Below are 25,426 nucleotides of genomic sequence, written 5' to 3' on the forward strand. Positions count from 1 at the left end.
TCCGGCATCGATACGTTCGAGATGCCATGGAGTGGCGAAGCGCATTGGCGGTAGACGGTGGCGCTGCGGCCGCGTTTTTCATGGACGTCTTGGCATCACGGCCACTTCGTTCTCCTGTCGCGGCTGAAGCCGCTCCTACAAGAGCAAGGCGCGCATGTGTAGGAGCGGCTTCAGCCGCGACAGAAAAAAGGAACACGCCATCGCCACGCGCAGCGGGCACCATTCCGGAATGGAGTTACAGAGGTGCCCTGAAGTCGCTCCCACAGGTGTGCGGATCGCCGAGAGAAAACGTTCTAGACTGCCGGCTGGTTCCGATGGGAGAGACGCGATGCGCACTCGTTCGATGCGGTGGATCGGCCTGCTGGGCCTGGCCTTGGCGCTGCCGTTGCCGGCGCTGGCCGCGATGCAGGCCAAGCCGGTGGAGTGGAAAGTCGGCAAAGACAGCTTCAGCGGCGTGCTGGTCTACGACGATGCCGACAGCGACAAGCGCCCGGGCCTGGTGATGGTGCCGAACTGGCGCGGGGTCAACGCCTCGGCGATCGAAAAAGCCAAGCAGCTCGCTGGCGACGACTATGTGGTGCTGCTGGCCGACGTCTATGGCAAGGGCAAGCGCCCGGCCAACGATACCGAGGCCGGGCAGTTCGCCGGCGCGCTGAAGAAGGACCCGTCGACGCTGCGCGCTCGGGCATTGAAGGCGGTCGAGGTCTTGAAGGCGCAGGCCGGCAAGGCGCCGCTGGACGCCTCACGGATCGGCGCGGTCGGCTTCTGCTTCGGCGGCACCACGGTGCTGGAACTGGCCCGCGCCGGCGCGCCGCTGGCGGGTGTGGTCAGCCTGCACGGTGGCCTGTCCACGCCGTCGCCGGCGGCCGCAGGCAGCGCCAAGGCGCCGCTGCTGGTGCTCAACGGCGCCGACGACAAGAGCGTGAGCCGCGACGACATCGCCGCCTTCGAGCAGGAAATGAACGCTGCCGGCGCCGACTGGCAGTTCGTCAACTTCAGCGGCGCGGTGCACTGCTTCGCCGAGGCCGATGCCAACAGTCCGCCGGGCTGCCAGTACAGCCCGCGCGCGGCCAAGCGTGCCTTTCGCATGCTGCACGATTTCTTTGACGAGCGGTTTGGTGAATAGCCGGGATTGGGGATTCGGGATTCGGGATTCGTAAGAGCGGCTTGGTCGCGCTTTTACGAATCCCGGCCTTCGATAGCCGGGTGGCTGGTCAGCCCGAATCCCTGATCACGATTCGGTGGTAGGCGATTCACCGAAAAGCGGGGCCCCGCCTTTGCGAATCCCCAATCCCGAATCCCCGCTTTCCACAGCCGAATGGCTGGTCATCCCGTCCGGCGCGCAAAGCGCGCCGGATCAATGCCTGCGTTCGACCGCGTAACGCGCCAGCCCGCGCAGCGCGGCCACTGCCTCGCTCTCCGGCAGGCCGTCCAGCGCGCGTTCGGCGGCGGCGGCGTATTCGGCGGCGCGGCGCCGGCTGTAGTCGAGCCCGCCGCTGGCCTGGATCGCCGCCAGCACTTCCGGCATCGCGTCGGCATCGCCTTGTTCGACGATATGGCGCAGGCGCTGGCGGGTGGCCTCGTCGGCGTGCGCCATCGCGTGGATCAGCGGCAGGGTGGCCTTGCCTTCGGCCAGGTCGTCGCCCAGGTTCTTGCCCAGGTCGGCGGCATCGGCGGTGTAGTCGAGTACGTCGTCGGCGATCTGGAACGCATAGCCCAGGTGCATGCCGTAGTCGTACAGGCGCTGCTGCACCTCGTCGGAGGCGCCCGAGGCCATCGCCCCGAGGCGGGTGCCGGCGGCGAACAGTACCGCGGTCTTGCGCTCGATCACACGCAGGTAGGCGGCCTCGTCGGTATCCGGGTTGTGCACGTGCAACAGCTGCAGCACTTCGCCCTCGGCGATGCGGTTGGTGGTGTCGGCGAGCAGCCGCATCACCTGCATGTTGTCCAGCTCGACCATCAGCTGGAAGCTGCGCGAATACAGGAAATCGCCGACCAGCACGCTGGGCGCGTTGCCCCACAGCGCGTTGGCGGTGCTGCGGCCGCGGCGCAGGTCCGATTCGTCGACCACGTCGTCGTGCAGCAGGGTCGAGGTGTGGATGAACTCGACGATCACCGCCAGCTGATGATGCACCGGCCCGCCGCCGGCACAGGCGCGCCCGGCCAGCATCACCAGCATCGGCCGCAGGCGCTTGCCGCCTGCGGAGACGATGTGCTCGGCGATCTGGTTGATCAGCACCACGTCCGACGCCAGGCGGCGGCGGATCAGGGCATCGGCGGCGCTCATGTCGGGCGCGGCCAGCGCCTGGATCTGAGGCAGCCCCAGGGCGGGGCGGAGGTCTTCGGCGAGGCTCATGCGGTCGGACTAGGGGGAGTACAGGGATTATAGGCCACCCCGGTGAGGGCTCGCCTGACGCCTGAACCGGGAGAAGGCTGATATCCGCCGCCAGCCCGGTATAATTCACTGTCTACGTCCGTTTCCGAGCGGGCGCCCCCATCCGACCTGCCCGCGCCCGAGCGGGTTCACCACCCCGAACGGAAGAATTCCATGGCCCGCGGCATCAATAAAGTCATCCTCGTCGGCAACCTCGGCAACGACCCCGACACCAAGTACACCCAGGCCGGCATGGCGATCACCCGCATCAGCCTGGCCACCACCAGCGTGCGCAAGGACAAGGACGGCAATCAGCAGGAGCGCACCGAATGGCACCGCGTGGTGTTCTTCGGCAAGCTCGGCGAGATCGCCGGCGAGTACCTGCGCAAGGGCAGCTCGGTCTACGTCGAAGGCTCGATCCGCTACGACAAGTACACCGGCCAGGACGGCGTGGAGAAGTATTCCACCGACATCGTCGCCGACGAGATGCAGATGCTGGGCGGCCGCGGCGAAGGCGGCGGTGGCGGCATGGGCGGCGGCGATCGTCCGCAGCGCTCGGCGCCGCCGCGCCAGGAACGCCCGAACCAGGGCGGCGGCGGGCAGGACTACGCGCCGCGCCGCCAGCAGCCGGCGCCGCAGCAGTCCGCACCGATGGACGATTTCGCGGACGACGATATCCCGTTCTAATTTTTAGTATTTTCACGATGCAAATAAACCCCAGTAAGCAATTGTTCTTACTGGGGTTTTTTTGTTTACACGACAATCTCTACTTCCTGCTACTGTGAGGCCAATCTTCTATCAGTAGAGGATGTAAACGATGGGGCCGGCATTTCGAGTTCGGATCGTCGTGTTTGCCTCTGGTGAACGCTTTCCAGTGCTGTTGGATGAGCACGGGTGCCCGCTCTTTCGTCCTACCATATTTGCCCTCACTCAGGTCCGCGGTAGAAATCTCTCAACAAACACGATCAGCAATGTGCTGCGTGCGGTCGTGGTTCTCGAATTGTTCCTTGCTGCGCAGCGAATCGACATCGACAGTCGCCTGCAGTATGGGGAACTTCTTTCGGTCGCCGAGGTTGAGGGGCTGATACGTAGTAGCCGACAGCCGTTGGCAGAACTCGGTTCCAAGACAGCAGTCTCCCGCATTCATAAAAAGACGCAAATCCAAGCTGTGGAGACGGTGCGTGGTCGATCAGCTAGACAGCAGCTGAAAGAGGTGGCCCCCCAAGTAGCATCCACGCGCCTCTTGTATATTCGGGGCTATCTTGCCTGGTTGGCGGATGATCGTAGGAGTCAACATGGCCTCTCGAACGAATTCCTAGTCCGCTTTCAGAGTGCCACAGAGATCACGCTCAGGGCATTGGATAGCCGGATGCGTTTCTCGGCCGTAGCCGGCGTCGGAGTTGAGCGAGAGGGACTATCCGACAGCCAAGTGCAAGAACTGCTGCGAGTAACCGATCCTTCTTGCACCGACAACCCGTGGCGTGATGAACATACTCGCCATCGCAATGCGCTTCTGGTGCGGTGGTTGCTGAATCTTGGGTTGAGGATTGGAGAGGCGCTTGGAGTGCGCAATTCTGATATCGATAGCCGATTGGGTGAAGTCACAATTCATCGCCGCGCGGATGATCCGGAGGATCCTAGGCGAAATCAACCTCAAGCCAAAACTCGAGCAAGGATTCTTCAATTGCAGAAGGATCTCCTGGCTCAAACTAACGCGTACATTCTTGACCATAGGTCGGGTTTGCCGATGTCAAAGACCCACGGCTTTCTGTTCGCGGCCAGCCGCAGTGGAAAGCCGCTCACTGTGGCCGCTGCGGAGAAGGTCTTTGAGGTACTGCGCACCGCATGTCCAGACTTGCCCAAGGATCTTTCACCACACCTTCTCCGACATACGTGGAATGACATGTTCTCTAGGCAGATGGATTCGGCGAACGTGCCGTCGGCAGAGGAGCAGAAGTATCGAAGCTACCTGATGGGATGGTCGCCAACGTCCGACCATGCGTCCGTATATACCAGGCGTCACATTCGTAAAAAAGCAAGAGAAGCTTCAATCGCAATGCAGGAAAGGGTTGTTGCTGAGGGTCATAAGGATGAATGAGGCAGGGCGTACCAGTGTCGAAGACCCCCGGTCTCTGCCAACCCGGGTGCAGACGCCGAGTGGGGTGGTGTTCAATCCCCAGCGCGATCACTGGATGTATCGGGACGTTTCTGAGGTAATAAGCCTTCGCTTTTCTAAACTCTGTCTTTCAAGGGACTTGGAAGATTCGGCCAAAGTAGTGCTTGTGTGGTACGCGGAAAGGATGGCGTCCAGCCATCTGCGCGTGATGTTTCAACAGCTACTTAGATTCGCGTTGCACGTCGGAAAGGTTCGTGGCGGCCCGGTTGCTGAGTTCAATGACACTGATCTTATCAATTACAGAGCATCTTTGGATGCTCGGAATCTCTGGAGTTTCGGTCAGTTGTCAACCCTGTTGCGGCGCTGGTACGAGCTCGGCTGCGCGGGAGTTCCAGAGCAGGCATATCTGCTTCTTAAGCAAATTAGAAATCCTGGTGTTAAGAAGGGGCGTGCAGTACTGACTCATGATCCTGTCTATGGCCCCTTTACTGACATCGAATTGGAGACCCTTCAAAGGGCTCTAGATCATGCCGATAAGAGAGGTGATGTCTCCAAAGAGGGATATGTGCTGGCGTATTTGTGCATGCTATTGGGGCAGCGTCCTGTTCAACACGCCGCGTTGAAGGTGCGGGACATCTCTGTTGTTGAGCAGAAGGGCGGGGCGCCGGTGTATTTGCTGCGAATGCCACGGGCCAAGCAACGCGGCAGCCTTGTCAGAAGTGCGTTTAAGGATCGCTTGGTGATACCGCAGATCGGTAAAGTGCTTGTAGAATACGCCGACGGTGTCAAGAAGTCGTTCGAAGGGGTGCTTGAAGATCCCTCTGAGGCACCATTGTTTCCCGCGACTTCAAGGTCGCATATCGAGCCTGACGGTTTTCGGTTTCATCGCACTGCGAAGGATATCACTGATCTTTTGCGGTCCACCTTGGATCCTCTCAAAGTTAGGTCGGAGCGAACGGGAGAGCAACTTCGAATTAGCTCTGTGCGTTTTCGCCGAACATTTGCAACCAGGGCTGCGATAGAAGGCCATGGCGAACTGGTCATAGCAGAATTGCTTGATCATAGCGACACCCAGAATGTCGGTGTGTACATCGAGGCTCGGCCGGAGATCGTGGAGCGAATCGACAAGGCTATCGCATTTCGATTGGCTCCACTGGCACAAGCTTTCTCAGGCGTGCTCATTGAGAACGAGTCTCACGCTACTCGCCACGCCGATCCGACTAGTCGGATATGTGACCCGCGCTTTGATCCATCGATGAGGCCGATCGGTAGCTGCGGAAGCTACGGATTCTGCGGCTTCCTGGCTCCCATCGCCTGCTATACCTGCGTAAACTTTGAGCCCTGGGTTGATGGACCTCATCACGCCGTGCTGGAGCACTTGGTGGATGAGCGCGAGCGGCTGAGCAAGGATGTTGATGCTCGAATCGCAGCAGTGAACGACAGAACTATCCTGGCGGTGGCGGAAGTAATTCGTCGCTGTGAGACGTGGAAGGAGGGGCGAGATCATGGTGGTTGATATCGTCGTCTTCATTCCTCGTTCTGAGACTGACACTAGGGCCAATATTCGTCAATTTATAGATCTAGCTCGCGATCAGCTTGTTGTCTTTGGTCGACAGCTTTCGTTCGGAAGTGATACGTGGGACGTAACCGACGCGGTCTTGACCAAGGCTAAAGGAAGAAAGCGAGAGCGCATCAATTTTTCAATGCTTGCGGCGATAGATGGTCCTGTCCCAGTAGCGATGCCTGAACCGTTCCGAAGTTTTGCGAAGGCCTACATTCGCTACCTCTCGGGGATTCGTCCCGTTAAAGCCATTCACGCTAGACTCGCTGCGCTTCGCACGTTGGCTGCGGCTCTTGCAGAGTGCCACGGAGATTGTGATCCAGTACGCGCGGATCAGGCGGTCTTTAATCGAGCAGCACAGCTCGTGGTAGGACACTTCAGTGACGGAGCGGCTTATCGCATCGGGCAACAGCTGGAGTTGCTGGCTAAGTTCATGAAGGCTAATGCCCTTATGATCAATAGGACAGGCTGGCGTAGCCCGATCCGACGCCCATTGGATACTGTGCGGGTGGGTGCGGAGGCTGATAGGCGCAGGGAGGAAAAGCTACCGTCTGCAGCTGCTCTTGATTCTTTGCCACGAATATTCCTGTTGGCTCAAGAACCCGTGGACGTTATCACCACGGCAGCGGCTGCAATCATGCTGTCAGCTCCCGACCGCATTAGTGAGGTCTTGACGCTGCCATCGGACTGCGAGGTTATAGAGGAGCGTGCAGGGAAGGGTGATGCATACGGCCTGCGCTGGTGGCCGGCTAAGGGGGCCACGCCCGGAGTGAAGTGGATGGTGCCAGCAATGGTGCCGGTGGTGCAGGAAGCTTTGCGTCGAATCCGAACAGTCACTGCCGAGGCACGGGTAGTTGCCGAGTGGTACGAACGCAACCCTGGTCAGATCTATCTGGCGTCAGATGTGGAGAGCCTCCGGGGCAATGAAATGCTAAGCCTCGGGGAGGTTGCGCGAATCATTGGCCTAGTTGACAGGGTCAGCGCGAACTCTTGGTGCAAGGTACAGGGAATTAGGACGGTTAAGCAGAAGGGTGAGGCGAAGGCGTTGTATGTCAAATTCCAGGATGTTGAGAAGGCCATTCTTTCACTGCTCCCGCGGGGCTTTCCAACTCTCGATGAGGTCACGGGTGTCACCTATGCGAAGGCGTTGTTCGTTGTCCGCCGGAACGAACTAGGAACGCAGCGTGGGACATACCGTTGCATGATTGAGCTGGTAAGCGTTGGGCAGATCAATACGGGCCTCGGAAGTCGGAGCGCACACGGCTTGAGTTCAATCTTCTCGCGCTTTGGTTTCACAGAGCCCGATGGTAGCCATATCGCTCTGAAGTCCCATGCTTTTCGGCACTACCTAAATACGTTGGCGCAGACAGGTGGGCTGAGCCAGCTCGATATTGCGAAATGGTCTGGTCGACTGGACGTGCGCCAGAACGAAGCATACGACCACGTGTCACCTAGGCAGATGCTCAAGAGCATTCGATCGGCAGTAGGCACTGATGAAATGATTGGCCCTCTGTCCACGCCGCCAAAACGTGCGCTTATCAAGCGTGATGCCTTTGCACAACTGGTGGTGCCGACTGCACACGTAACAGAACTCGGATACTGTATTCACGATTATACGTCGTCTCCGTGTCAGTTGCATGCTGACTGCATTAATTGCCAAGAGCTGATCTGTGTAAAAGGTGATGTCAAAAAAGTCTTGAGATTGCGTGAGCAGCTGGCGGAGGCAGTTCGGCTGAAGGAGAAGGCGGAAGTGGCAGTCGGCCGAGGCTATGCTGGCAGTGATCGTTGGATGGAGCATCATTGCGTGACTGTGGGGCGGCTCACCCAGTTGCTGTCCATCATGGAAGACCCAAGTGTTCCAGATGGTACGCCAATCCAGATGGCAGTGAATCAAACTCCTTCGCGCCTTGAAGAAGATGGGGTCATTCATGCGTTATATGCGCCAATTGCCCAAAAAGATCAAGCGGAGGCAGAGTGAGAGCAGCTCATAAGAAGACCGGCGCGCGACGGAGTAAGAATCTATCAGATGGTGCGATTGAGCAGATTGTCAGGATCCTTGACGCTTGGATTTCCGCTCCGTTGAATTGGAACGCCTTGATCGATGCGGTTGCTCTAAGGTTGCATTGCCGCTACACCCGGCAGGCACTTCATAAACATGAGCGCATTCGCGCGGCATTTGTTCTAAGGAAGGAGGCGCTGAACGAGATGCGGCCGGCACATAGGCGGGGCGTCACCTCACCCGGTATGGCAGAGCGGTTGGCTCGACTGGAAGCCGAGAACCAGCGGCTTGAGGCAGAGAACCAGCGGTTGCTAGAGCAGTTCGTTACCTGGGCCTACAATGCACACTCGCGCGGCTTAACTCAAGATTTCCTCAGCCAGCCACTTCCTCGCGTGAACCGTGGACAGACCTCACCACGGCAAGGGTGATGCCCCATTGAGCAAAAGGAAGTTTCAAGCTTGAAATTAATTAGGAACTGGCATGGTAGAGACCGCTGTCGAAAAGAAAGAGATTGGAAGTGCAAAATTCCTAGCATGGGGATCAGTTTTTATAGCGTTTGGCGCTGTTCAAGGAGTGATTTACCTAAGGTCGTACTGGGGTAATTTCGGCATAGATCCGTTTCAATTTGGGGCCGTAAGCGATTTGGCGCTAGTGGGCCTGATTGCTATTGGCGCGACATTGGCGTTTCTGCTTCTGGCATCGCTTGTTGGTGGTTATCTGGGCAGGCAACTCGCTACCTTGAGCGAGCAATATCGTGCGGTAGCAATATTTGCCCCAATTGCTGTGTTGATCTCTCTGATCGCTTTGGCTTTCTATGTGGATTTTGGCCTTTATCTTGTAGTTGGTGTTTTTCTCACATGGATTATCATCTGGTTGGTGAAAAGAACTCCTGAAGTTCCCATGGGCGTCCGCCGGATGGAACTACTGCCTTACATGGCACTGGTGCTTGCGTATGTGCCACTCTCGGCACACTACCTTGGACACCGCAAGGCTGCCAGCGTAAAGCGAGGGCCTGCGATGGTGAGAGTCTTGACTGATCGTAACGCAGAGATGGGAGCTAAGGACTCTGAGAAATACCAACTAGCAGGGCGACTTGGCGATGTCTACGTCCTTTACCGCAAGGTCGACGACAGCGTCGAAATAGTTCCTTCATCGGAACTTCAGCGCCTGATAATTGGGCGATCCGCTACCCCTCCTGGCAATACCTCTAAGCCGCGAGAAAGCGTGCGTAATCCCGCCTAGATCTTGACTGACGCATTGGCTGACGCATCGCGGATCAAAATTTCAGCGAGGAATGGAGCCGCACCGAGAAGGGCGTCCACCGGCTTCTACCGTGGCGTCAGCCGTGTGTCTGAAGCAGCGTGATCTAACCAGACGGTGCCAATGGCTATTTGTCTCTTGGTGTGCGTCTGGTTGAGCTGGATTGGCTCTTGGTCGGCAAGTCGCCAAGGTTGTAATACAGCCTAGAGACCCTGTCGCTGAGCCCCATGGTCAACGGCCCGTACCGATAGCCTTCAAGCCAGCCAGGCTCAGGCTGCGGCAGGAAGTGTCCGATGGCCGACGGAGTAACGGCAAGAGTGCACCCTGGCGTGGGGTAGTGACGTGTCAGCCGGGCCGCTTCGCGGCGCACCTCAACAGGCAAGCGATCATCAAGCGCTAGCTCAACCAGGAAGGCGCCGGCCTGAAAGAGGTGGCGCGTACTTTCTTCGGGTGTCGTCATATGAACATCCTGAAAAATGGAGGAGTTGGGATCAAAAGGCCTGGGCTTGACACGCGATCTCGGCTCGTCCGTAGCCGTTAGCTGGCTTGGGGGGGTGGCAGCGTCCAAAATTTCTCCCCCATCGGCGCGATTCGTGTCAGGAAGAGTTCCAGCAGTATTGGGCGGCGCCAATGGGCGTCGGGTACGAAGCTGTACTCGTCATCAGCAAGATCTCGCTGGCGCTGCCTTGCCGCGAGCCAACGCCCTCGGCGTCGTAGATGAGTTTGCAGGGCGGCGTATGCTGCGTCCGTACCAAAGTCTCCCTGGGACAATGTGGCGGCCGCGTGGCGCACGCTCAGCCACGCAAGATAGCGACGTCTACCTACGGAATATGGAGCCCACTCTGCTCGGATCGCCAATATGAGCGTCTGGACGTCGCCACTGTCCAGTCGATGGCGCTGCAAGAGACGGACAAGATAGGCCTCGCTATCCCCATCAGCGAGCAGGCGCCAGAGGGCATTGCGAACAATCCCATCGTCCTCGGCCAAGCGAAGTTGCAACGCGTCGTCAAGTCCGGCCTGGATTTCTGTGCTTGGCAGATCGACATCACAGTAGCGCCAGGCTACAGGTTCGTAGAGAGCCCGGTGCGTTGCACCAGAGGGGGACATGCAACGTATCAAAATGCCCGCCTGCTCTAGGAACTGAAGCAGCTGCTCTGTTAGGCAAGGGCGGGAGGTGATTGGGCTTGGCTGTTGGGTGGCAAGGTGCAATGCGCACCAGGCAGCAGTGCCCATCAAACCGACACGCTCGGAAGCGCGCAACAGCGCGGTGCGAGGAGTTAAGAGGGTCGGTTGAGTCTGGACATGGGCCACGTATACCCCGGTGGGATCCAGTCCTTAGCGTATCAGGTGAAGGGACGGAAGGCTACATGATTTTCATGTAATCAGTGGGTGGCGCATAGATTGCTGGTCGCATTCAGCAATCGCGACCATGGCAACCAAGACGATCTATGACGGGCAATACCGTGAGCTGATCTACCAGCTACGTGCACGTCGTGAGCGATTGGGACTCTCACAGAGTGATGTTGCTCGGCGGTTGAGCTGGCCACAACAACGCTTGTCGGCGATCGAAGCGGGTGCGCGTCGTCTCGATATCTTGGAGTTTGTTCTGCTTACGCGGGCCTTGGACATGAGTGTAGCTGCTGCCACCAGGCTTCTGTTCCCAAAAGAAGGCTAGGTGGCAAGCCCCATAGGGCGCTTTCACTAACTCAGCGCGTAGCTGGAGCGTCGATCGGTTTTCCTAGTGTGGGAGCCAGTTGAGAGGAGGGTGCAGGTCGCCGGCAGCCGAGGGATGGGTGGTGGTTGTATTAGACTCTTGGGGTTGCGGGGTAGAGCCCATATTTCTAAGAAGGCATTAGCTGGATGAGTAGGAAAACCCTGGAGTCGATTGTTTCCGCCAAGGCCAAGATTGAAGAGGAACTCCGCAAGCTTGAAGAGCAGGAGGTGGCTCTCCACCAAGAACAGACTGCCTCCGCTGTCGCGGAAATCATCGACCTACTGACCCAATACAGCGAGCACTTCACCCCGAAGCAGAAGGCGGAGCTGGCAGTGGCGATCGGGGCCAGCAGCCCAGGCCGTGGCCGCAAGGCTGCTCCGACCTGGGCGAAGAAGGAAGTCGCCCCCAAGTATTGGCTGCCTCATACCCACGAGACCTGGAGCGGCCGGGGCCGTCCTCCGCGCGCCTTCACTGCCTGGCAAGGAACCGCTGCCTACAACCAGTGGAAGGCCGGTCACCCGGACGAGAAGTTCCCGAAGTATCCCGGCTAAGCGTTGTCCCTTTACTGGAGGCCAACTTTTGATGGAGCGCAAGCTCATAGGCCTCTGAGGGCCTGACAGGACAGTGGGCGTCGTTAGAGGCCAGGGGGTGAGGCGCGGTGCTCTGGATTTCCCCGGCGGCTAGCTGGGCCGGCCGGCCATCAAAAAAGTTCTGGCCGTCTCAGAATTTGCAACAAAGGAGCGATACGATTTGTTGGCGCCGGGCAATGCCTACGCATCGCGTTTGCCCGCCTACCCTCTATCGAAGCTCAAGGATGAAGCCATGTTGAAACGCCTCACTGCTGTTATCGCTTTAAGCGTCCTTGCGCTTCTTCCTGCGAGGGTGTTTGGGCAAACTGGCGACTATGGCGCGCCTTATACCGTCCAGTCTATACATGGGGTAGGCTCGTTTGCCACCGTTGGTGAGGCCGTGGGGTTCGTCACCAAAAAGATAAATGATCTGTGTAACGGAACTTGTACCAATCCACCTCAGATCTCGGTTCGCTATGGAACGGGCGATGTTGTTGCGGTCATTTATTTGAATGGATCGAGCGACACATACGTCCATGCCACATTGAGTCGGGCCGGCGGCGTGCCCCAGAAGAACCTGGGAGGCTGCCATACGCGCTGTACCGCTGGGCTTGGAGCGGATAAGGACGGTACCGGCCCGCGCGGCAGTCGCGAAAATGCGTCATTAGCGAATGGCGAAAATCCAGGAAGCCCCTTTGAAGGCGATCCAGTAAACGCATCGACGGGAAATCTGTATCGACAAGAAACGGATTTCCGCTCTGCCTCCAACCTCGTGTTCCGCAGGTTCTATAACAGTTCTTCGGTTGTGGCGTCTTCCAATCTAGGGCCTCAGTGGAGGCACATCTATGACAGGCGCTTGGAAGTTCAGCGCTCTGACATGGCGGATAGTCAGCAAATCATTAACGCGTTTCGGCCGGATGGCGGCGTGATTCGCTTCGTGCTTGCAGATGGTGTCTGGAAAGGTGACCAGGATGTGGCTGAGAAGCTTGTCGAGCTTCCAGCTGGGGCTGGTTACGCACTCCAGCTTTCAGCGAACCATCAAACCGAGTCTTACGACGCGAGCGGGCTGATTAAAGAGGTTAGCGATCAGGCCGGGCAAGGGATTCTTGTATTTGCCTACAGCGACAGCAATACGCCTGCCAGTATTGCGCCAAAGGCAGGATTGTTGATTGCAGTGACTGACCAGTTTGGTCGAACGCTCAACTTCAGCTATGACAGTGCGGCGCGACTGGTCAGTGTCGTTCAGCCGGATGGCGGAAGCCTGGGCTATGTCTACAATGCCGCCGGATATCTCACTAGCGTTACCTATCCCGATGGGAAGGCGCTTTCCTATGTCTACAACGAGGGCGCTTACACCGGAAACAATAATCTTCCGGGTGTTCTGACCGGAATCATTGATGAGAAAGGCGTCCGCTACGAAACGATCAAGTACCAGGGAAACACAACGAGGCGTGTGGCATCCACAGCCTTCGCCGGCAATGTGGATCTGACCAGTTTTGAATACGACAGCATCATTAGGAATGGTGGGTACAATGCGAAGGTCACCGGTCCACTTGGCAGCAGCGTAACGCTCTCTTTCACGAATACCGGCTTCGGCACACTGCGCTCCTTTGGCGCCAGCGTTCCGTGCGGCGACCAATGCAACCAACCATGGAAGTCGCTGACCTACGATGCCAACGGCTATCCGGCGTCGGTGACAGACTTCAAGGGGACAGTCACCAAGACGACCTATACGGCGGATGGACTGCTGACCCAACAGATCGATGCCTCGGGGACCACGCAGCAGCGCACGACCAACACCACCTGGAACGCCAGCCTGCGCGTGCCGCTGACCCGCACCGTGCTCGATGCCGCCGGCGCCACCGCCGCCAAGGCCGCCTGGGCCTACAACGCCCGCGGCCAGCAAACGGCGCGTTGCGAGGTCGATCCGGCCGTGTCCGCCGCCATGAGCTACAGCTGCGGCAGCGCGGCCAACGCGCCGACCGGTGTGCGCCAATGGCTTACCAGCTACTGCGATACCGTCGATGGCACGCAATGCCCGCAGATCGGCCTAGTGCTGAGCCAGGACGGCCCGCGCACCGATGTGGCCGACACCATTACCTACCGCTACTACCTGACCGCCGACGAATCCGGCTGCGCCAACGTTGGCGGCGCCTGCCATCGCGCTGGGGACCTTTATCAGGTGGTCGATGCGCTGGGCCGGGCCACGACCTATGTGGCCTATGATCGCAACGGCCGTCCGACGCGCACCCAGGATGCCAATGGCCTGATCCGCGACCTCACCTATACGCCACGCGGCTGGGCGGCCTCGAGCACGCTGCGTGCGAATGCCGACGGCACGCCGTCGGACCAGGACCAGGCCACGCTCGTCGCCTACGATGCCGTTGGCAACGTCAGCAAGGTCACCGATCCGGACGGCACGTTTGTCCTCTACGGATATGACGACGCGCACCGCTTGACCGACGTGACCGATGGTGCCGGCAACACGATCCACTACACGCTGGATGCGTCCGGCAATCGAGCCAAGGAAGACACCAAGGACGCGTCCGGCACGCTCAAGCACACGCTGTCGCGGATCTACAACAAGCTCGGCCAGCTGGCCACGCAGGCCACCGCCGAGGCCGACCCGACCGACTTCAGCTACGACCTCAACGGCAACGTGCAACTGGTCACCGACGCGCTCAAACGCAAGACCCAGACCGACTATGATCCACTGGACCGGGTCAAGCAGACCCTGCAGGACGTCGGCGGCATCGCCGCGCAGACTCAGTTCGACTACGACGCGCTGGACCGCACCACCAAGGTCACCGATCCCAAGGGTTTGGCGACGAGCTACCAATACAACGGCCTCGGCGAGCTGCTCAAGCTGACCAGTCCCGACACCGGCGTGACCAGCTACACCTACAACAGTGCCGGCAACCTTGCGACCCAGACCGACGCGCGCGGCACCAAGACCAGCTACATTTACGACGCGCTCGGCCGCCTGGCCAAGGCGACCTACGCCGACAAGGCGCTGATCGCGACCTATACCTATGATGCGAGCCAGACCGTTTGCGCGGCCGGCGAAACCTTCGCGCTGGGTCGCCTTAGCAAGCTGCAGGATGGCAGCGGCCTGACTCAGTATTGCTACGACCGCTTCGGGCGCGTGGTGCACAAGGTGCAGATCACCAACGGCAAGGCCTTCACCGTGCGCTATGCCTACACCAAGGGCGGCCGCCTGAGCCGGGTGACCTACCCGGACGGCGCGGTGGTGGACTACGTGCGAAATGCGCTGGGCCAGGCCACGGAAGTGGGCGTCACCGCAGCCGGCGGCACCCGGCAGAAGCTGCTGGGCAGTGCCACCTACTATCCGTTCGGCCCCAGCGCCGGCTGGTCCTACGGCAACGGCCGGCCGCTGCAGCGCGTGTTCGACCAGGACTACCGCCCGCAGGCGATCCAGGACAGCCGCACCGATGGCCTCAATGTGGGCTTCGCCTTCGACCCGGTCGGCAACCTCACAGCGCTGACTGCGCCGGGCAATACAGCGCCCGTGGTCAGCTTGGGCTACGACACCCTCAGCCGCCTGACCGCCTTCAAGGATGGTCCGACCGGCACGGTGATCGACGGCTACAGCTACGACGCCACCGGCAACCGGCTCAGCGCCCAGGTCAACGGCGGCACCCAGACCTACAACTACCCGACCGACAGCCACCGCCTGGCGAGCGTGGCCGGCGCCGCGCGTAGCTACGACGCGGCCGGCAACACCACGGCCATCGACGGCACCGCCCGCGAGTTTGCCTACGACGCGACCGGACGCCTGAGCCAAGCCAAGCGCAGCGGCACGCTGGCGATGGAGTATCGCTACAACGACCGCGGCGAGCAGGTGCGCCGCTTCCTGGGCACGACCAACACCTACACGCTCTACGACGAAGCCGGTCGCTGGCTGGGCGACTACGACAGCAACGGCAAGGCGCTCCAGCAGGCCATTTGGCTCGACGGCCTACCGGTGGGCGTGCTGGCCGGCACCGCCTTGAACTACGTGCAGCCGGACCACCTCGGCGCACCGCGGACAGTCATCGACCCGGTGCGCGACGTGGCGATCTGGAAGTGGGACATCAAGGGCGAGGCCTTCGGCAACTCGCCGCCGGACCAGGATGCGGATCGTGATGGCGCGGCGTTCGTGTTCGGGATGCGCTTCCCAGGCCAGCGCTACGACGGTGCGACGGGACTCAATCAGAACTACTTCCGGGACTACGACACGAGCACGGGCCGCTATGGGCAAAGTGATCTCATTGGATTAAATGGTGGTATTAGCACTTATGCTTATGCTTTGGGTAATCCACTATACCTTCTTGATTTGGATGGGCTTGCGCCTGCCGTATTGCCGAGATTTACTCCTGTATTGCCTAGAATTCTGCCCCGGACCGTTCCCGTGCCTGTCGATCCGGTAATGCCTGTTCCTTCGCAATCTTTGCCTTTTAGTGAATCTAATCCGCGGCTGCCACGAACCGATTCCTGCAAGACAACTGAAATGGATATGTGCAGGGCGCGTTGTCCAGCAAGAGTGGATGGATGTTATGTTTCTATAAAATGGAAAACCCATGGAATTCGTGGCGGTAGTCCGATCCGATCAGAGGAGCGAACTGTGAATTGCAATTGCGCAGATGAGGAATATTATGTGTGCAAATAAAATTAATATGAAAACAGGTGGGATATATTACCGGGTGACTTATCTGGATCCTTTAATGAGGTATCCAGTAATAAAGGCGTTTTTATGCTTGGGAGTTAATTTATCAGATGATGATATGGACGGGGACGTTTGGTATTTTCAAGACGTATCCGACTATTATGAATATGGGTCAGCCTTGGAGGCAACCGAAGAGGGGACTCCCGTTGTATGTCTTCCAGCTGATGCCTTGTATGACGACATGCTAGATATAGATCGTCTCCATGCGGCACTTTCAGCGGTGAATGGAAGGATGTGACCGGGCTCGTGATGCAGCGACCAGTGGGTGGTGATTCCCCATGTTCGAAGGCTGACTAATTCGCGGATTGCGCCATGTTGAATGTGGGTGCAAAAATGAACGCTACTTTTTTGGCCGTTTATTTTTTATCTTTGGCCGTTTCTTTAGGTTGGTTTTTCATGGCTTGGCGGAAAGGGCGCGCAATCGCTCCTTCGGTGATTCTGGCCATGGACATGATTTTTGGTGTTGTTCTGGTGAGGTTGGCTGCTCGAGGTGTTCCAGGTTTGTGCTCGTCTGAGCAGTGCGTGTCAAGAGTTGTGCGAGTTTTTGATTTTTCCAGTTACATGATGATGGCTTTTGTGGCTATCGCTGTTGCTTTGCTTTTTTTCGCTGTAAAGAAAAGAGGTTGATTCGCTGGCAGACGTGATGCTGGCGTGCGGGGTTTTCTGACACTGCAATGGGGGTCTGGCTGATCAACCTCCGATGTCAACGATGGCAACCTGTCTCCGTCGTCCAGGCCACTTCACCCACCATGGTTGGGGGACGGAGGCCAGAACCTCCACTCAAGCGCCGACGACCAGAGGCCTCGCATGCGAGGCCTTTGGCTTTTGCGCCTAGGGCCTCCTAACCAGGCAGGGGCGGGCATGGGAAGGCCATCGGCCGGAAGACTCTGTCTATCCTCGTAGACGTTTTGGGTAGTCCTCGAACTGGCGCTTGCGTGCCCATCTGGCCAGCAGTAGCGTTTTCGCAACGCTTTCCTCGTCAAGGAACGAACGATGAAAACCCTTTCCGGAGCATTGCTCGGATTGGCCGTGCTGACTGCTGGCCTCTCTCCGGTAGCCAAGGCGACGGACCAAGTGATGAACCAAGGCGACGTCATAGAGGGCATGGGGGAGCGGGTGCCCCCAGGCAAGCAGAACGTCAGTCTCTCCCCGCTGTTCAAGGTCTACACCTTCGAAAAGTCAGGGCTGAAATTCGTTCAAATCAATTCTTTGCGGGACGAAGTCATCACGGTGATCGTCGTGACCCCGGGCGCCGAGTCCCGCCTGCCGATCGGCTCTGCGGCGGGCCAACCACTGCTCTTGGTCAACGACGAAGCGGTGGGCTTGCAGGCGGGGTAAGGCAGCAGGTCCCGTACCCTCTGCCTCGGGTTAGGGAGGGCGTTATCGAGGCTGGAAGATATTTGGAGCCTAGACGAAGCTGCCAGCTAATCATGCGTGCACGATCCATCGCGCATACTGCCACTTGAGGAGATCCAACCAATGACTCCTGATCCCTGGTGAACTTAGGGCTATTGTGGATAGTCGCGATTAAGGAGGAATGCTAATTTGTCAAGATTCAATCGGCAGCCGAGGACCTATGCATACTTGGGAAGTACACGTTGACGCAGGTAGCGACTACATCGATTTCGCGAGTAATTTTCATAGCCGTCATCTGGCGTTTGGATCGGAACATGATGAGCATACGGGGCATGTCTTCACGGCCTATAGCCATCACATCGATCACCTCGACGATCCGGTAGCTATCTCCAATAGGGTCTACTCGCTTGAGCTGTTGGTGAATGGTGCTCGGCGAATGAGTATCGGCGGGATTGAGCGCACGATGCGCATCAAGTTCTCGGGATACCAATCCCTTACAGGTACGGCGGGTCGGTACGAGGTGGCGGCGATTGACGAGACCCCCTTTGATTCCTCGATGCCTCCGCCTGTTCCTCATTGCGTAAAGGTTGGTCGCTTTACGCCGGAGCACTATATTGATGTGGCGGCTTCTGACAACCCCGTCAGAATGTTACTTTTTCTGGCCGGCCTCATCTATCGCGCGACACCTCAAGAGGTAATACTTACTTGGAGCACGCTCTACAAAATGTTCGACAGCTACAGGTGGATGGCAAAGCAAATAGGGGAGAGCCTATCAGATTTCGAAGACACTGTCGGTGAGGTAAATCGATTCACCGCGGCATGTAACAACGCGAGCATTCTAGGTCTGGAGGCTCGCCATGGATTAAGCACGAACGTGCCTCCGTCCAACCCGATGACAGATCTTGATGAGGCTATAGAATTGAACTTGCGTATAGCGCGAAAGATCTGCGAGCGTTACATAAATCATTTATATTCGTGATTTATCAAATAGTGTCTAAGCTTATCTATTTAGTTGAGAGGTAATGTATTTTACTGGATTATGGGTGTTTATCGGCGGTAGGGTAGGTTCGCTTCGACCCGAAGCGGACCTGCCGGCACCACCACGATAACCGCCCTGACTGGCCCTTAGCGACCAACGCCTGGCCTTCACCGGCGGCATCAGGCGCAAGAGTGAGCAGTTGCTGGCGCAGGCGCAGCGGGAGTTATAATATTGATCCCCCGTGAACACGCCTAAGCTTGACCACCGATGATTCCCATTGCCTCCACCGAAGAAGACATCGACCGACGGGTCCACCAGTTCTGCGCCCCTCTATTTGGCAATGGAATATTCCTGGAAGGCGGGCACGACACTTCGGTAACGAACGCCACTACGACGTTCGTGAAGTTCGAGTCGCGCTTCTATGCCGTGACTTGCCACCATGTCCTAGCGGCGTTCTTCAGCGCCAGTGTGAGTAGTAACCGACGCATCGTGCCGACGCTTCACTCTGGCAACGCTGTCTACCATTTCGGCAACTACACGTCACAAGGCACCTATCGATGGTCCTTTCGCAGTTGCCGGGATTTCCCCCGCTCAGCAGATGTCGGCAACGCTGACGCACTCGCTGCACTGGATAGAGTGAACGCGGAACGACCGGACATCGCAATCGCGGACCTCACCGAGATCTGGCCATCGTTCCGCAGTCACCGCAACGCCGAGGCGATCGACCTCGACACTTGGACCGAACCAGACTGGGCGACGGCGCAATCGACGTGGCTGGCATTCGGCTTTCCCGATACACACAAGTACCGGGCCGAAGACAAGCTGGCGGCGCCGATGCCAAGGGTATCGGTGAACCTAGCGACCGATTTTCCCACGCCAGAAAAGCCCACCTACATCCTGTGCTCTACGCTGACCGCCGACCACGGCTGGGGATTCAGTGGCATGAGCGGCGGCCCCGTTTTGGTTGCGCACGCCACCGACGACAGGTTCGCTTTCGTAGGCATCACCTTCGAGGGAGCACCGAGCACAAAGGAACTGCATGACAACGCCCAAGCGTTCGTCGGAAAGAACGACATCGTGCTTAAGGGCTACCACCTCACGCCGCAACAATTCAGTTTGTGGCTGTCGCAACTGAAATACGGAGTGGAGTTGGCTGCACTGCCGATGCCATAGGGCTCCTGACCGATTGGGGGCGCGCTAGGAATTTCCGAGTAGGCAGTCCTGCTGTGAGCCTCTAGGGTACCTCGATTCCGCCGAGCCAGTTGACGTTCTCGCGCGTGACGATCGGCGCGGCGTGTTCGGGCGCGAGCTGGTCGAACACGTGGACAGCGGCCAGGCGCAGGCTGCGCAGGTATTCGCGACAGCGGTTCTCGTCGACCGCAGTGAACACGGTCGAGGTCAGAGCCACCGGATCGACTTCCTCGCCGCGCTCCTTGGCGTGCATGAACGAGTTGCGCAGCTCGCGCACGCGATCCAGCGCGTCGTAGGTTGGCTGCCCAGCCGCGAGCGGCGCGAACGTGCGGCTCGCGGCCTTCGCGAGCGCCGCGCCGGCGTCATTGATCTTCTGCAGTGGCTGGCGCCTGTCGCGGTGGTCGGGGTGCGCGCCGGTTTGCAGGAACGAGAGACGGTTGCCGATGGCCTCGGCGCAGGCCGCCACTGCAACCACACAGTAGACACCGTGGACGAACGCGGCCTCGGTACCCTTCTTCGCTACCGCAACCTTGAGCGCGTCGAACTCGCGCAACGCCTTCTCGTAGTGCAGCAGCGCGAACGACAGTTCAATTCGCGGCTGCCCGCTGGCGTCGTGGGTCAGGCGACCGTAGCGGGTCAGCGTCGGCGCCACGTAGTCGAACGGCTTTTCCAGCGGCGCGCGCTCACGGTGGTGCGCCGTGGCCGCGGCGAGGATCTTCCTGTTCTCCGCGAACATCGCATCGAGCAGCGCGGCAAGCCGAACGATGTCGCGTGGCTGGTCGCGCGTCCCGTTGATGTACTTGAGATGGAAAGTCAGTGCCATCTCCGCCAGCGGGTCGAAGTCGACGAGTGCGCACCGCGGCCGGCTATGTCCGTCGGCAATCACCAACTCGGCAAACTTCCGCTGGTAGCTGCCGTTTCCGTCGATGTATATATAGTGCGTATGAAGCGCCGCAAACGGATGTGTGCCGATGGCGAACATGTCGTTAAAGTTCATGACCCAATTTGCTCGCGGATTGGCCATGCCCTCGACGACCACCTGCGCGTCGGGGGACATCCCAGCGTCGATGCCGCCGCTCATCATCCATGAGATCAACCGGCTGCCGCCTTCTTCGGGGCGGATGTTCTGCATCAGGCGACCGCCCGCGAACACCGCAAACTCACCGATGTCCTGACAGTGGGCATCGACCCTTTCGGTGTCGACAGCCAAGTATGGATAGGCCTCGATCGGCACCCATACGTCGCGATGCCGTTGCAGCACATGCTTGACCGTCAACGGCACAATCCTCGGCAGTACTTCGCCGTTGACGCCCTCATATCGCTGCTTCACTCCTAGCCCCATCGTCGGCCTCAGATCGGATAAGCGTAGAGGTTTTCGAGTCGCGCGGAATCGCCCAGTGCGCGCTGGTCTTGGAGCGCTGACATTGGACTCGTGAAGTCCGTTCTTGACTCCGAAAGACTGGCCGCTTTTCGCCGGCAGTGGACATCGGAAAGCAGGGGATTAGAGCGATTTACCTAGGGTGGGGCAGCTTTCGACCCGAAGCGGACATCGGCCCTAGCAGGACGTCTGTGTGGCGGTCGGACCGCTGCGCCGCTGTGGCAGAGGTGCCGGCACCCAGCGGCGCCCTTGGTTGTCGTACTCCGGTTCGCTAGCGTCGATAATACATAATAGCTGCTAGTAACCACGACATCCTGCCAGCGGTAGCGCAGCAACAATTCCGCGCCGCAGGTATGGGTGATGCTATCGACGTTGACCAACTGCATGCGTTGGCTGCCATCGGCAGCGGGTGTCCAGCTTCCAGTCGCACTGGCGTCGCAGTTATGTCTGAGACGTCATGGTGCGTCTAGCGCGATGGGGGGGGGGGGGGGGGCGGTTCTAGGTATCTGGCAGACGGCGGTCCGTCCTCCGTTTGCTGCTGCGCCCGTCGGTCGCTTGGGCATATTCCTTGACAGGACAGTACGGCGTATAGTCATCCCTGGCTGCCGTCGCCTGCCGCACGCACCCCTCGGGGCAAGACGAAGACGGAAAACACCGCAGACCAACCCAGAAACCATTGTTTCCATGGGCGGCCCGCAATGCGTGCGCCGGACGCATCGCCCAGGAGAACAAACAATGGACATCCCGCAGTTGAAGCTGTTGGCGGGCCGCGTACGCGGTGAGCTCCAGCAATCGTCATGCTTGATCGGACACAGCCAAGCGCTGGATCTGATCGCCGCCTTGCCAGGCTTGCGCAACTGGCCGGAAGTGATGGCGTTTCCACGACGTGTCGCAGCCTGCGAACTCGACGCAACGTCTGTTTCGCGACTGGCCTACCGGATCAACAAGAAGTTCTCACTCCAAGTCGGGCCGAAGGACTTGTTTGCCGCCCTGACTCAGGGCGAGTGCACGCCATCCGTCGGCTCGCTCCAGGTGTGGCCGGGCGGCCCGTTGCCGGGCGTCTATGTGACGACGTCAATGGAAGCGATCGATGCGCTGCTTGCGCGCTACGAGGACGCCACAGACGGCGGTCTCGTCTATGCCGAAGAGGTCGCGAAAGGATGGGACGGGAGCATCGACCTTGGTGAATATGGCTTGTGGTCGGCCGGGATCGACCGACTGCCCAGTGGAACCTTGTTGGTAGTCGGCCCCATTAAGCTGGATCAGTCCACATGGAATGACGCCGCGGAACGACTGGAAATAGCATGCCTTCACGCGCTCAATTCGCAACATCGCGTGGCTGTCTTGGTGGACACGCCGGCGCCGGATCTGCTCTGCGAGGATCTTGACCTGATGGTCAGGAAATTGCGGGAGGAAGGGTCGGACACCCACACGGCGTTGCAAGGCGTCGTAAGCGAAGAAGGCGAACTCCAAGATCGCCGACCATTCTCGCGAGGGTATCCCCAGCCGGTGTTGATCCGGGCACAGTCGAACCTGTATGCGATTCCTGACGCAGCGCTGGAGCCGCTGCGCAGGGAACTGGCGTCGCGGACCCATGGAATGGTGCTGTTCGGCGCGTCGAGGATCACAGAGCATACCGCCTACGAACAACTGTCCGCGGCGCTGGCACTGACGGAACACGCCGGTCCGGCGGCCAGAATCATGCCGCGGCACCGAGGCACTCCGGCCAAGGACTGGATGGTGCCGGAGCCGATCAAGCAGTTGCCGTTCCTGCCATCGATAGAAAGCGCGTACGCACAGGGTTACAGACGCATGCTGGTGGATGCACATTACACGCAAAGCGAAGCCTGGCTGGAGTACGACGACGTACTGTTCATGGGCGCGACGTACGGGCACGACGTGATGGACGTGGCCCTGAACTTGGTCGCCCGCAGCGGGCTGCGCGAGTCCAAGGCACTGCAGGGAATCGTCGCGGTGCTCGGGATCCTGCACGTCCAGGGCAAGAAAGATCCGCTCTGCGCTAGCGATCTGTTCGTTCGAGGAGATGCGACGGGCCCGACGGGAACGGAATGGAGTGAGTTCGAGGAGTTCCTGCGAGCTCAGCGGGTCCTGCGTTGGGAGGACGGGTTGTCCGCGCTGCTAGATGCCGGTGCCGTCACTGCGGCCAGCGTGATGAAATCGGACCCGCGGAACAGGTATCTCGGCGAGTTCTTCGCGCGACGCGAAGAAATGAAGAAGGCATCGTAGTCGCGATCCAAGCCGGCCCTGCGATGTTGTGGGCCGGCCCAATTTTCGGTGTCGCACTGCGGCGCCGATCTTTCCGGTACCAATGACCATGGGAATGTCGTTTCTGGAATACGCCTCGGCGATGATCGGTTGTTACTCCGCGTTGCCACGCGACGAGCGTGAGCGCCTGCACGCATGGGAATCCGACCATCTGGGTGGGCCGGAGAACTACGGTACGTCGGATTGGCCGGGGTGGGAGAAGTACATCGGCAAGTTCCGACCGCCACAGCCGGCGCCCAAAGACACGTTCGGGTATGTTTACTTGATTCAGTCGACCACCGGCTACTGCAAGATCGGGTCGTCCCACTCCGTGCCGAATCGCTTAAGACAGTTGCAGTGCGCGAACCCGGAGCCGCTCACGCTACTGCATCAGTTTGCTTCTGCGAATGCGCAGCAGGACGAACTGTCGCTCCATGCCAAGTTTGCCGAAAAGCGAGTCAGGAACGAGTGGTTCGCATTGACGGTCGATGATATTACGCACATTTGCGCGTCCACGATCCACGCAGGTGACTAGCGGCTTGCCGCTTGCTGCCACCAGAAGCAGGTGCACCGGCGGGTGACAAGCAGGCTTCAAGCATGCACAAGGCTTAACGAGCGAGCAGACATGGACGAATACGAATCCAAGTTGGACAAGTTGGCGTGGGCGTGGCTCTCCTTGACAAGCCCGAGACAGTGATACTGAAAGAACTAGGCTGACACCGGACGGTCGATCACTATCGGACCAAATGTGAAGTCGTTGTACCCTGTCTCAGCGCCGACACCATTTCTCGTACACGTGAAGGCGACCCTCGCGATGCTGCGAAGTGCGTACTGCCGGCAGCGCTCATTGGTGTTCTGACCTCAAACTAAGGCCTTAAGAAGTGATGCGGGTGCCGTCTGCCGCGCATCATCTTGGCCATGCCTGCGCGGGTGTTAATCTTGGGTGCCCCAATCTGATCACGCTCTTCAGCAGCCTCGGCGCTCTCAAAGCATAGGTGCGCCGGCCTTGGCTAGGACTGCGCCATCAGCGTCGTGGCGCCCCACCATGTGCACTTGGTCCAGTCGGCGTAATTCTTGGTACGATTTCGAGCCATGGGCTACTGAGAATCCCGCGGTAAACTGCAGGATCAGGGCGCAACGGCGCCGATTGTTTTTCAATCACGACGAGGCACGGATGCATTGGCTCCTGACGCCTTTGGACAGGCATTTCGACGACGGGTTTGGCGCGATGGCCACTGCATTTCGAGCCAGTGCGGAGACGCTTCTGGTGGCCGAGAAAGACACCATGGCCCAGCGTGAGCTGCCGACGTGCTTCTTGCTGCGGCACGCCGCCGAGCTGTTCCTCAAGTCAACGCTAGTGGTGACCCATCGTGCATTCAGGCCCGGTGTGCAGGGTTATCCGACCGTCCAAGTTGATAGCAAGGACAAACCCCTGACGAATGTTCATGGCCTCGGACCGCTCTATCACGCTTTGACTGCCGTACTGACAGAGCATCGGATCAAGCTGGCGGAGCGTGCCAGCACCGTCTGGCTACCCATGCCACAGGAGTTGGATGAGGCCATCGCTGCGATCGATGATATGGACAACAGGGGTGTGTTCTTCCGCTATCCAACCGAAAGCAACGCCAGCAAGTCAAATAACAAGCCGATTACAAGCGGACAGATCGCAGCGTGGGACAAAGAAACGGGAGGCTATCTTAAGGCTTTCGTTGTGCTAGATCAGAATGATGAGATCGTTGAGGCCTTTCAATACGACCCAGATCTCCTCACGAAGGAGTTGGAGACCCTCAAGATCGCCTGCGAGTGGCTCAACTGTTTCCACGTAGGGCTGCGCATGGAACTGGCGGGCGGTTGGTGATGGTTGCGAGCGACCGGTTTGGGCCGAAAAGCGGACGCTGGCCGAGTAGGAGGATTAGGGAGGTTTCCGGTAAGGATTAG

The 25,426-nt window shown here is 59.0% G+C and carries 19 protein-coding genes; 16 read left to right on the top strand and 3 right to left on the bottom strand.

Annotated features, from left to right (window positions below):
- Nucleotides 1-328: 328 nt before the first annotated feature.
- Entirely contained in the window at nucleotides 329-1,126 is a 798-nt protein-coding gene (locus tag AB3X08_RS07390) for a dienelactone hydrolase family protein (RefSeq protein ID WP_369937280.1), read from the top strand.
- 231 nt (nucleotides 1,127-1,357) lie between these two features.
- Here AB3X08_RS07390 and AB3X08_RS07395 read toward each other — a convergent pair whose 3' ends face one another.
- Entirely contained in the window at nucleotides 1,358-2,356 is a 999-nt protein-coding gene (locus tag AB3X08_RS07395) for a polyprenyl synthetase family protein (protein WP_369937282.1), read from the bottom strand.
- 192 nt (nucleotides 2,357-2,548) lie between these two features.
- On the opposite strand from AB3X08_RS07395, the gene AB3X08_RS07400 reads away from it, so the two are divergent.
- The 5 genes from AB3X08_RS07400 (at nucleotide 2,549) to AB3X08_RS07420 (ending at nucleotide 9,292) form a co-directional block, all read left to right on the top strand.
- Nucleotides 2,549-3,061, top strand: a complete 513-nt coding sequence (locus AB3X08_RS07400; protein WP_184410612.1) for a single-stranded DNA-binding protein — start codon at nucleotides 2,549-2,551, stop codon at nucleotides 3,059-3,061.
- A 130-nt stretch (nucleotides 3,062-3,191) separates the two neighbouring features.
- On the top strand, nucleotides 3,192-4,472 hold the full coding sequence (locus tag AB3X08_RS07405) for a tyrosine-type recombinase/integrase (protein ID WP_369937284.1): 1,281 nt from the start codon (nucleotides 3,192-3,194) through the stop codon (nucleotides 4,470-4,472).
- 67 nt (nucleotides 4,473-4,539) lie between these two features.
- Complete coding sequence (locus AB3X08_RS07410) at nucleotides 4,540-6,006, top strand: site-specific integrase (RefSeq protein WP_369937286.1); 1,467 nt, start codon at nucleotides 4,540-4,542, stop codon at nucleotides 6,004-6,006.
- Nucleotides 5,996-8,029 carry an integrase gene (locus AB3X08_RS07415; RefSeq protein WP_369937287.1) on the top strand — a complete coding sequence of 678 codons (2,034 nt, stop codon included), beginning with the start codon at nucleotides 5,996-5,998 and terminating at the stop codon, nucleotides 8,027-8,029. The genes AB3X08_RS07410 and AB3X08_RS07415 overlap by 11 nt, the downstream gene beginning before the upstream one ends.
- 501 nt (nucleotides 8,030-8,530) lie before the next feature.
- Nucleotides 8,531-9,292 carry a hypothetical protein gene (locus AB3X08_RS07420; RefSeq protein ID WP_369937289.1) on the top strand — a complete coding sequence of 254 codons (762 nt, stop codon included), beginning with the start codon at nucleotides 8,531-8,533 and terminating at the stop codon, nucleotides 9,290-9,292.
- A 145-nt stretch (nucleotides 9,293-9,437) separates the two neighbouring features.
- Here AB3X08_RS07420 and AB3X08_RS07425 read toward each other — a convergent pair whose 3' ends face one another.
- On the bottom strand, nucleotides 9,438-9,770 hold the full coding sequence (locus AB3X08_RS07425) for a BPSL0761 family protein (RefSeq protein WP_369937291.1): 333 nt from the start codon (nucleotides 9,768-9,770) through the stop codon (nucleotides 9,438-9,440).
- Between the two features lie 969 nt (nucleotides 9,771-10,739).
- Between AB3X08_RS07425 and AB3X08_RS07430 the strand changes: the two genes are divergently transcribed.
- From AB3X08_RS07430 to AB3X08_RS07460, 7 genes are all read left to right on the top strand, one after another.
- Nucleotides 10,740-10,985, top strand: a complete 246-nt coding sequence (locus AB3X08_RS07430) for a helix-turn-helix domain-containing protein (RefSeq protein WP_369937293.1) — start codon at nucleotides 10,740-10,742, stop codon at nucleotides 10,983-10,985.
- 185 nt (nucleotides 10,986-11,170) lie between these two features.
- Entirely contained in the window at nucleotides 11,171-11,575 is a 405-nt protein-coding gene (locus tag AB3X08_RS07435; protein ID WP_369937295.1) for an H-NS family nucleoid-associated regulatory protein, read from the top strand.
- 271 nt (nucleotides 11,576-11,846) lie between these two features.
- A complete protein-coding gene (locus AB3X08_RS07440) occupies nucleotides 11,847-16,262 on the top strand; it encodes a DUF6531 domain-containing protein (RefSeq protein ID WP_369937297.1) in 4,416 nt (1,471 codons plus the stop codon).
- Nucleotides 16,263-16,631: 369 nt separating this feature from the next.
- Nucleotides 16,632-16,946: a hypothetical protein gene (locus AB3X08_RS07445; RefSeq protein WP_369937299.1), complete on the top strand. Its 315-nt coding sequence runs from the start codon at nucleotides 16,632-16,634 to the stop codon at nucleotides 16,944-16,946.
- Between the two features lie 366 nt (nucleotides 16,947-17,312).
- Complete coding sequence (locus AB3X08_RS07450; RefSeq protein ID WP_369937301.1) at nucleotides 17,313-17,657, top strand: hypothetical protein; 345 nt, start codon at nucleotides 17,313-17,315, stop codon at nucleotides 17,655-17,657.
- A 238-nt stretch (nucleotides 17,658-17,895) separates the two neighbouring features.
- A complete protein-coding gene (locus tag AB3X08_RS07455) occupies nucleotides 17,896-18,654 on the top strand; it encodes a hypothetical protein (RefSeq protein WP_369937303.1) in 759 nt (252 codons plus the stop codon).
- A 267-nt stretch (nucleotides 18,655-18,921) separates the two neighbouring features.
- Nucleotides 18,922-19,827, top strand: coding sequence for a hypothetical protein (locus AB3X08_RS07460; protein ID WP_369937305.1), 906 nt, complete (start codon nucleotides 18,922-18,924; stop codon nucleotides 19,825-19,827).
- A 61-nt stretch (nucleotides 19,828-19,888) separates the two neighbouring features.
- Here AB3X08_RS07460 and AB3X08_RS07465 read toward each other — a convergent pair whose 3' ends face one another.
- Nucleotides 19,889-21,121, bottom strand: coding sequence for a hypothetical protein (locus AB3X08_RS07465; RefSeq protein WP_369937307.1), 1,233 nt, complete (start codon nucleotides 21,119-21,121; stop codon nucleotides 19,889-19,891).
- A gap of 837 nt (nucleotides 21,122-21,958) precedes the next feature.
- Here AB3X08_RS07465 and AB3X08_RS07470 point away from each other — a divergent pair.
- The 3 genes from AB3X08_RS07470 (at nucleotide 21,959) to AB3X08_RS07480 (ending at nucleotide 25,346) form a co-directional block, all read left to right on the top strand.
- Nucleotides 21,959-23,470: a hypothetical protein gene (locus tag AB3X08_RS07470; protein WP_369937308.1), complete on the top strand. Its 1,512-nt coding sequence runs from the start codon at nucleotides 21,959-21,961 to the stop codon at nucleotides 23,468-23,470.
- A 94-nt stretch (nucleotides 23,471-23,564) separates the two neighbouring features.
- Nucleotides 23,565-24,023 (top strand): GIY-YIG nuclease family protein, encoded by a 459-nt coding sequence (locus tag AB3X08_RS07475; protein WP_369937309.1) that lies wholly within the window; start codon nucleotides 23,565-23,567, stop codon nucleotides 24,021-24,023.
- Nucleotides 24,024-24,662: 639 nt separating this feature from the next.
- Nucleotides 24,663-25,346, top strand: a complete 684-nt coding sequence (locus AB3X08_RS07480; protein WP_369937311.1) for a hypothetical protein — start codon at nucleotides 24,663-24,665, stop codon at nucleotides 25,344-25,346.
- Nucleotides 25,347-25,426: the final 80 nt, after the last annotated feature.

The organism is Xanthomonas sp. DAR 34887 (assembly GCF_041245805.1).
Lineage (GTDB): Bacteria > Pseudomonadota > Gammaproteobacteria > Xanthomonadales > Xanthomonadaceae > Xanthomonas_A > Xanthomonas_A tesorieronis.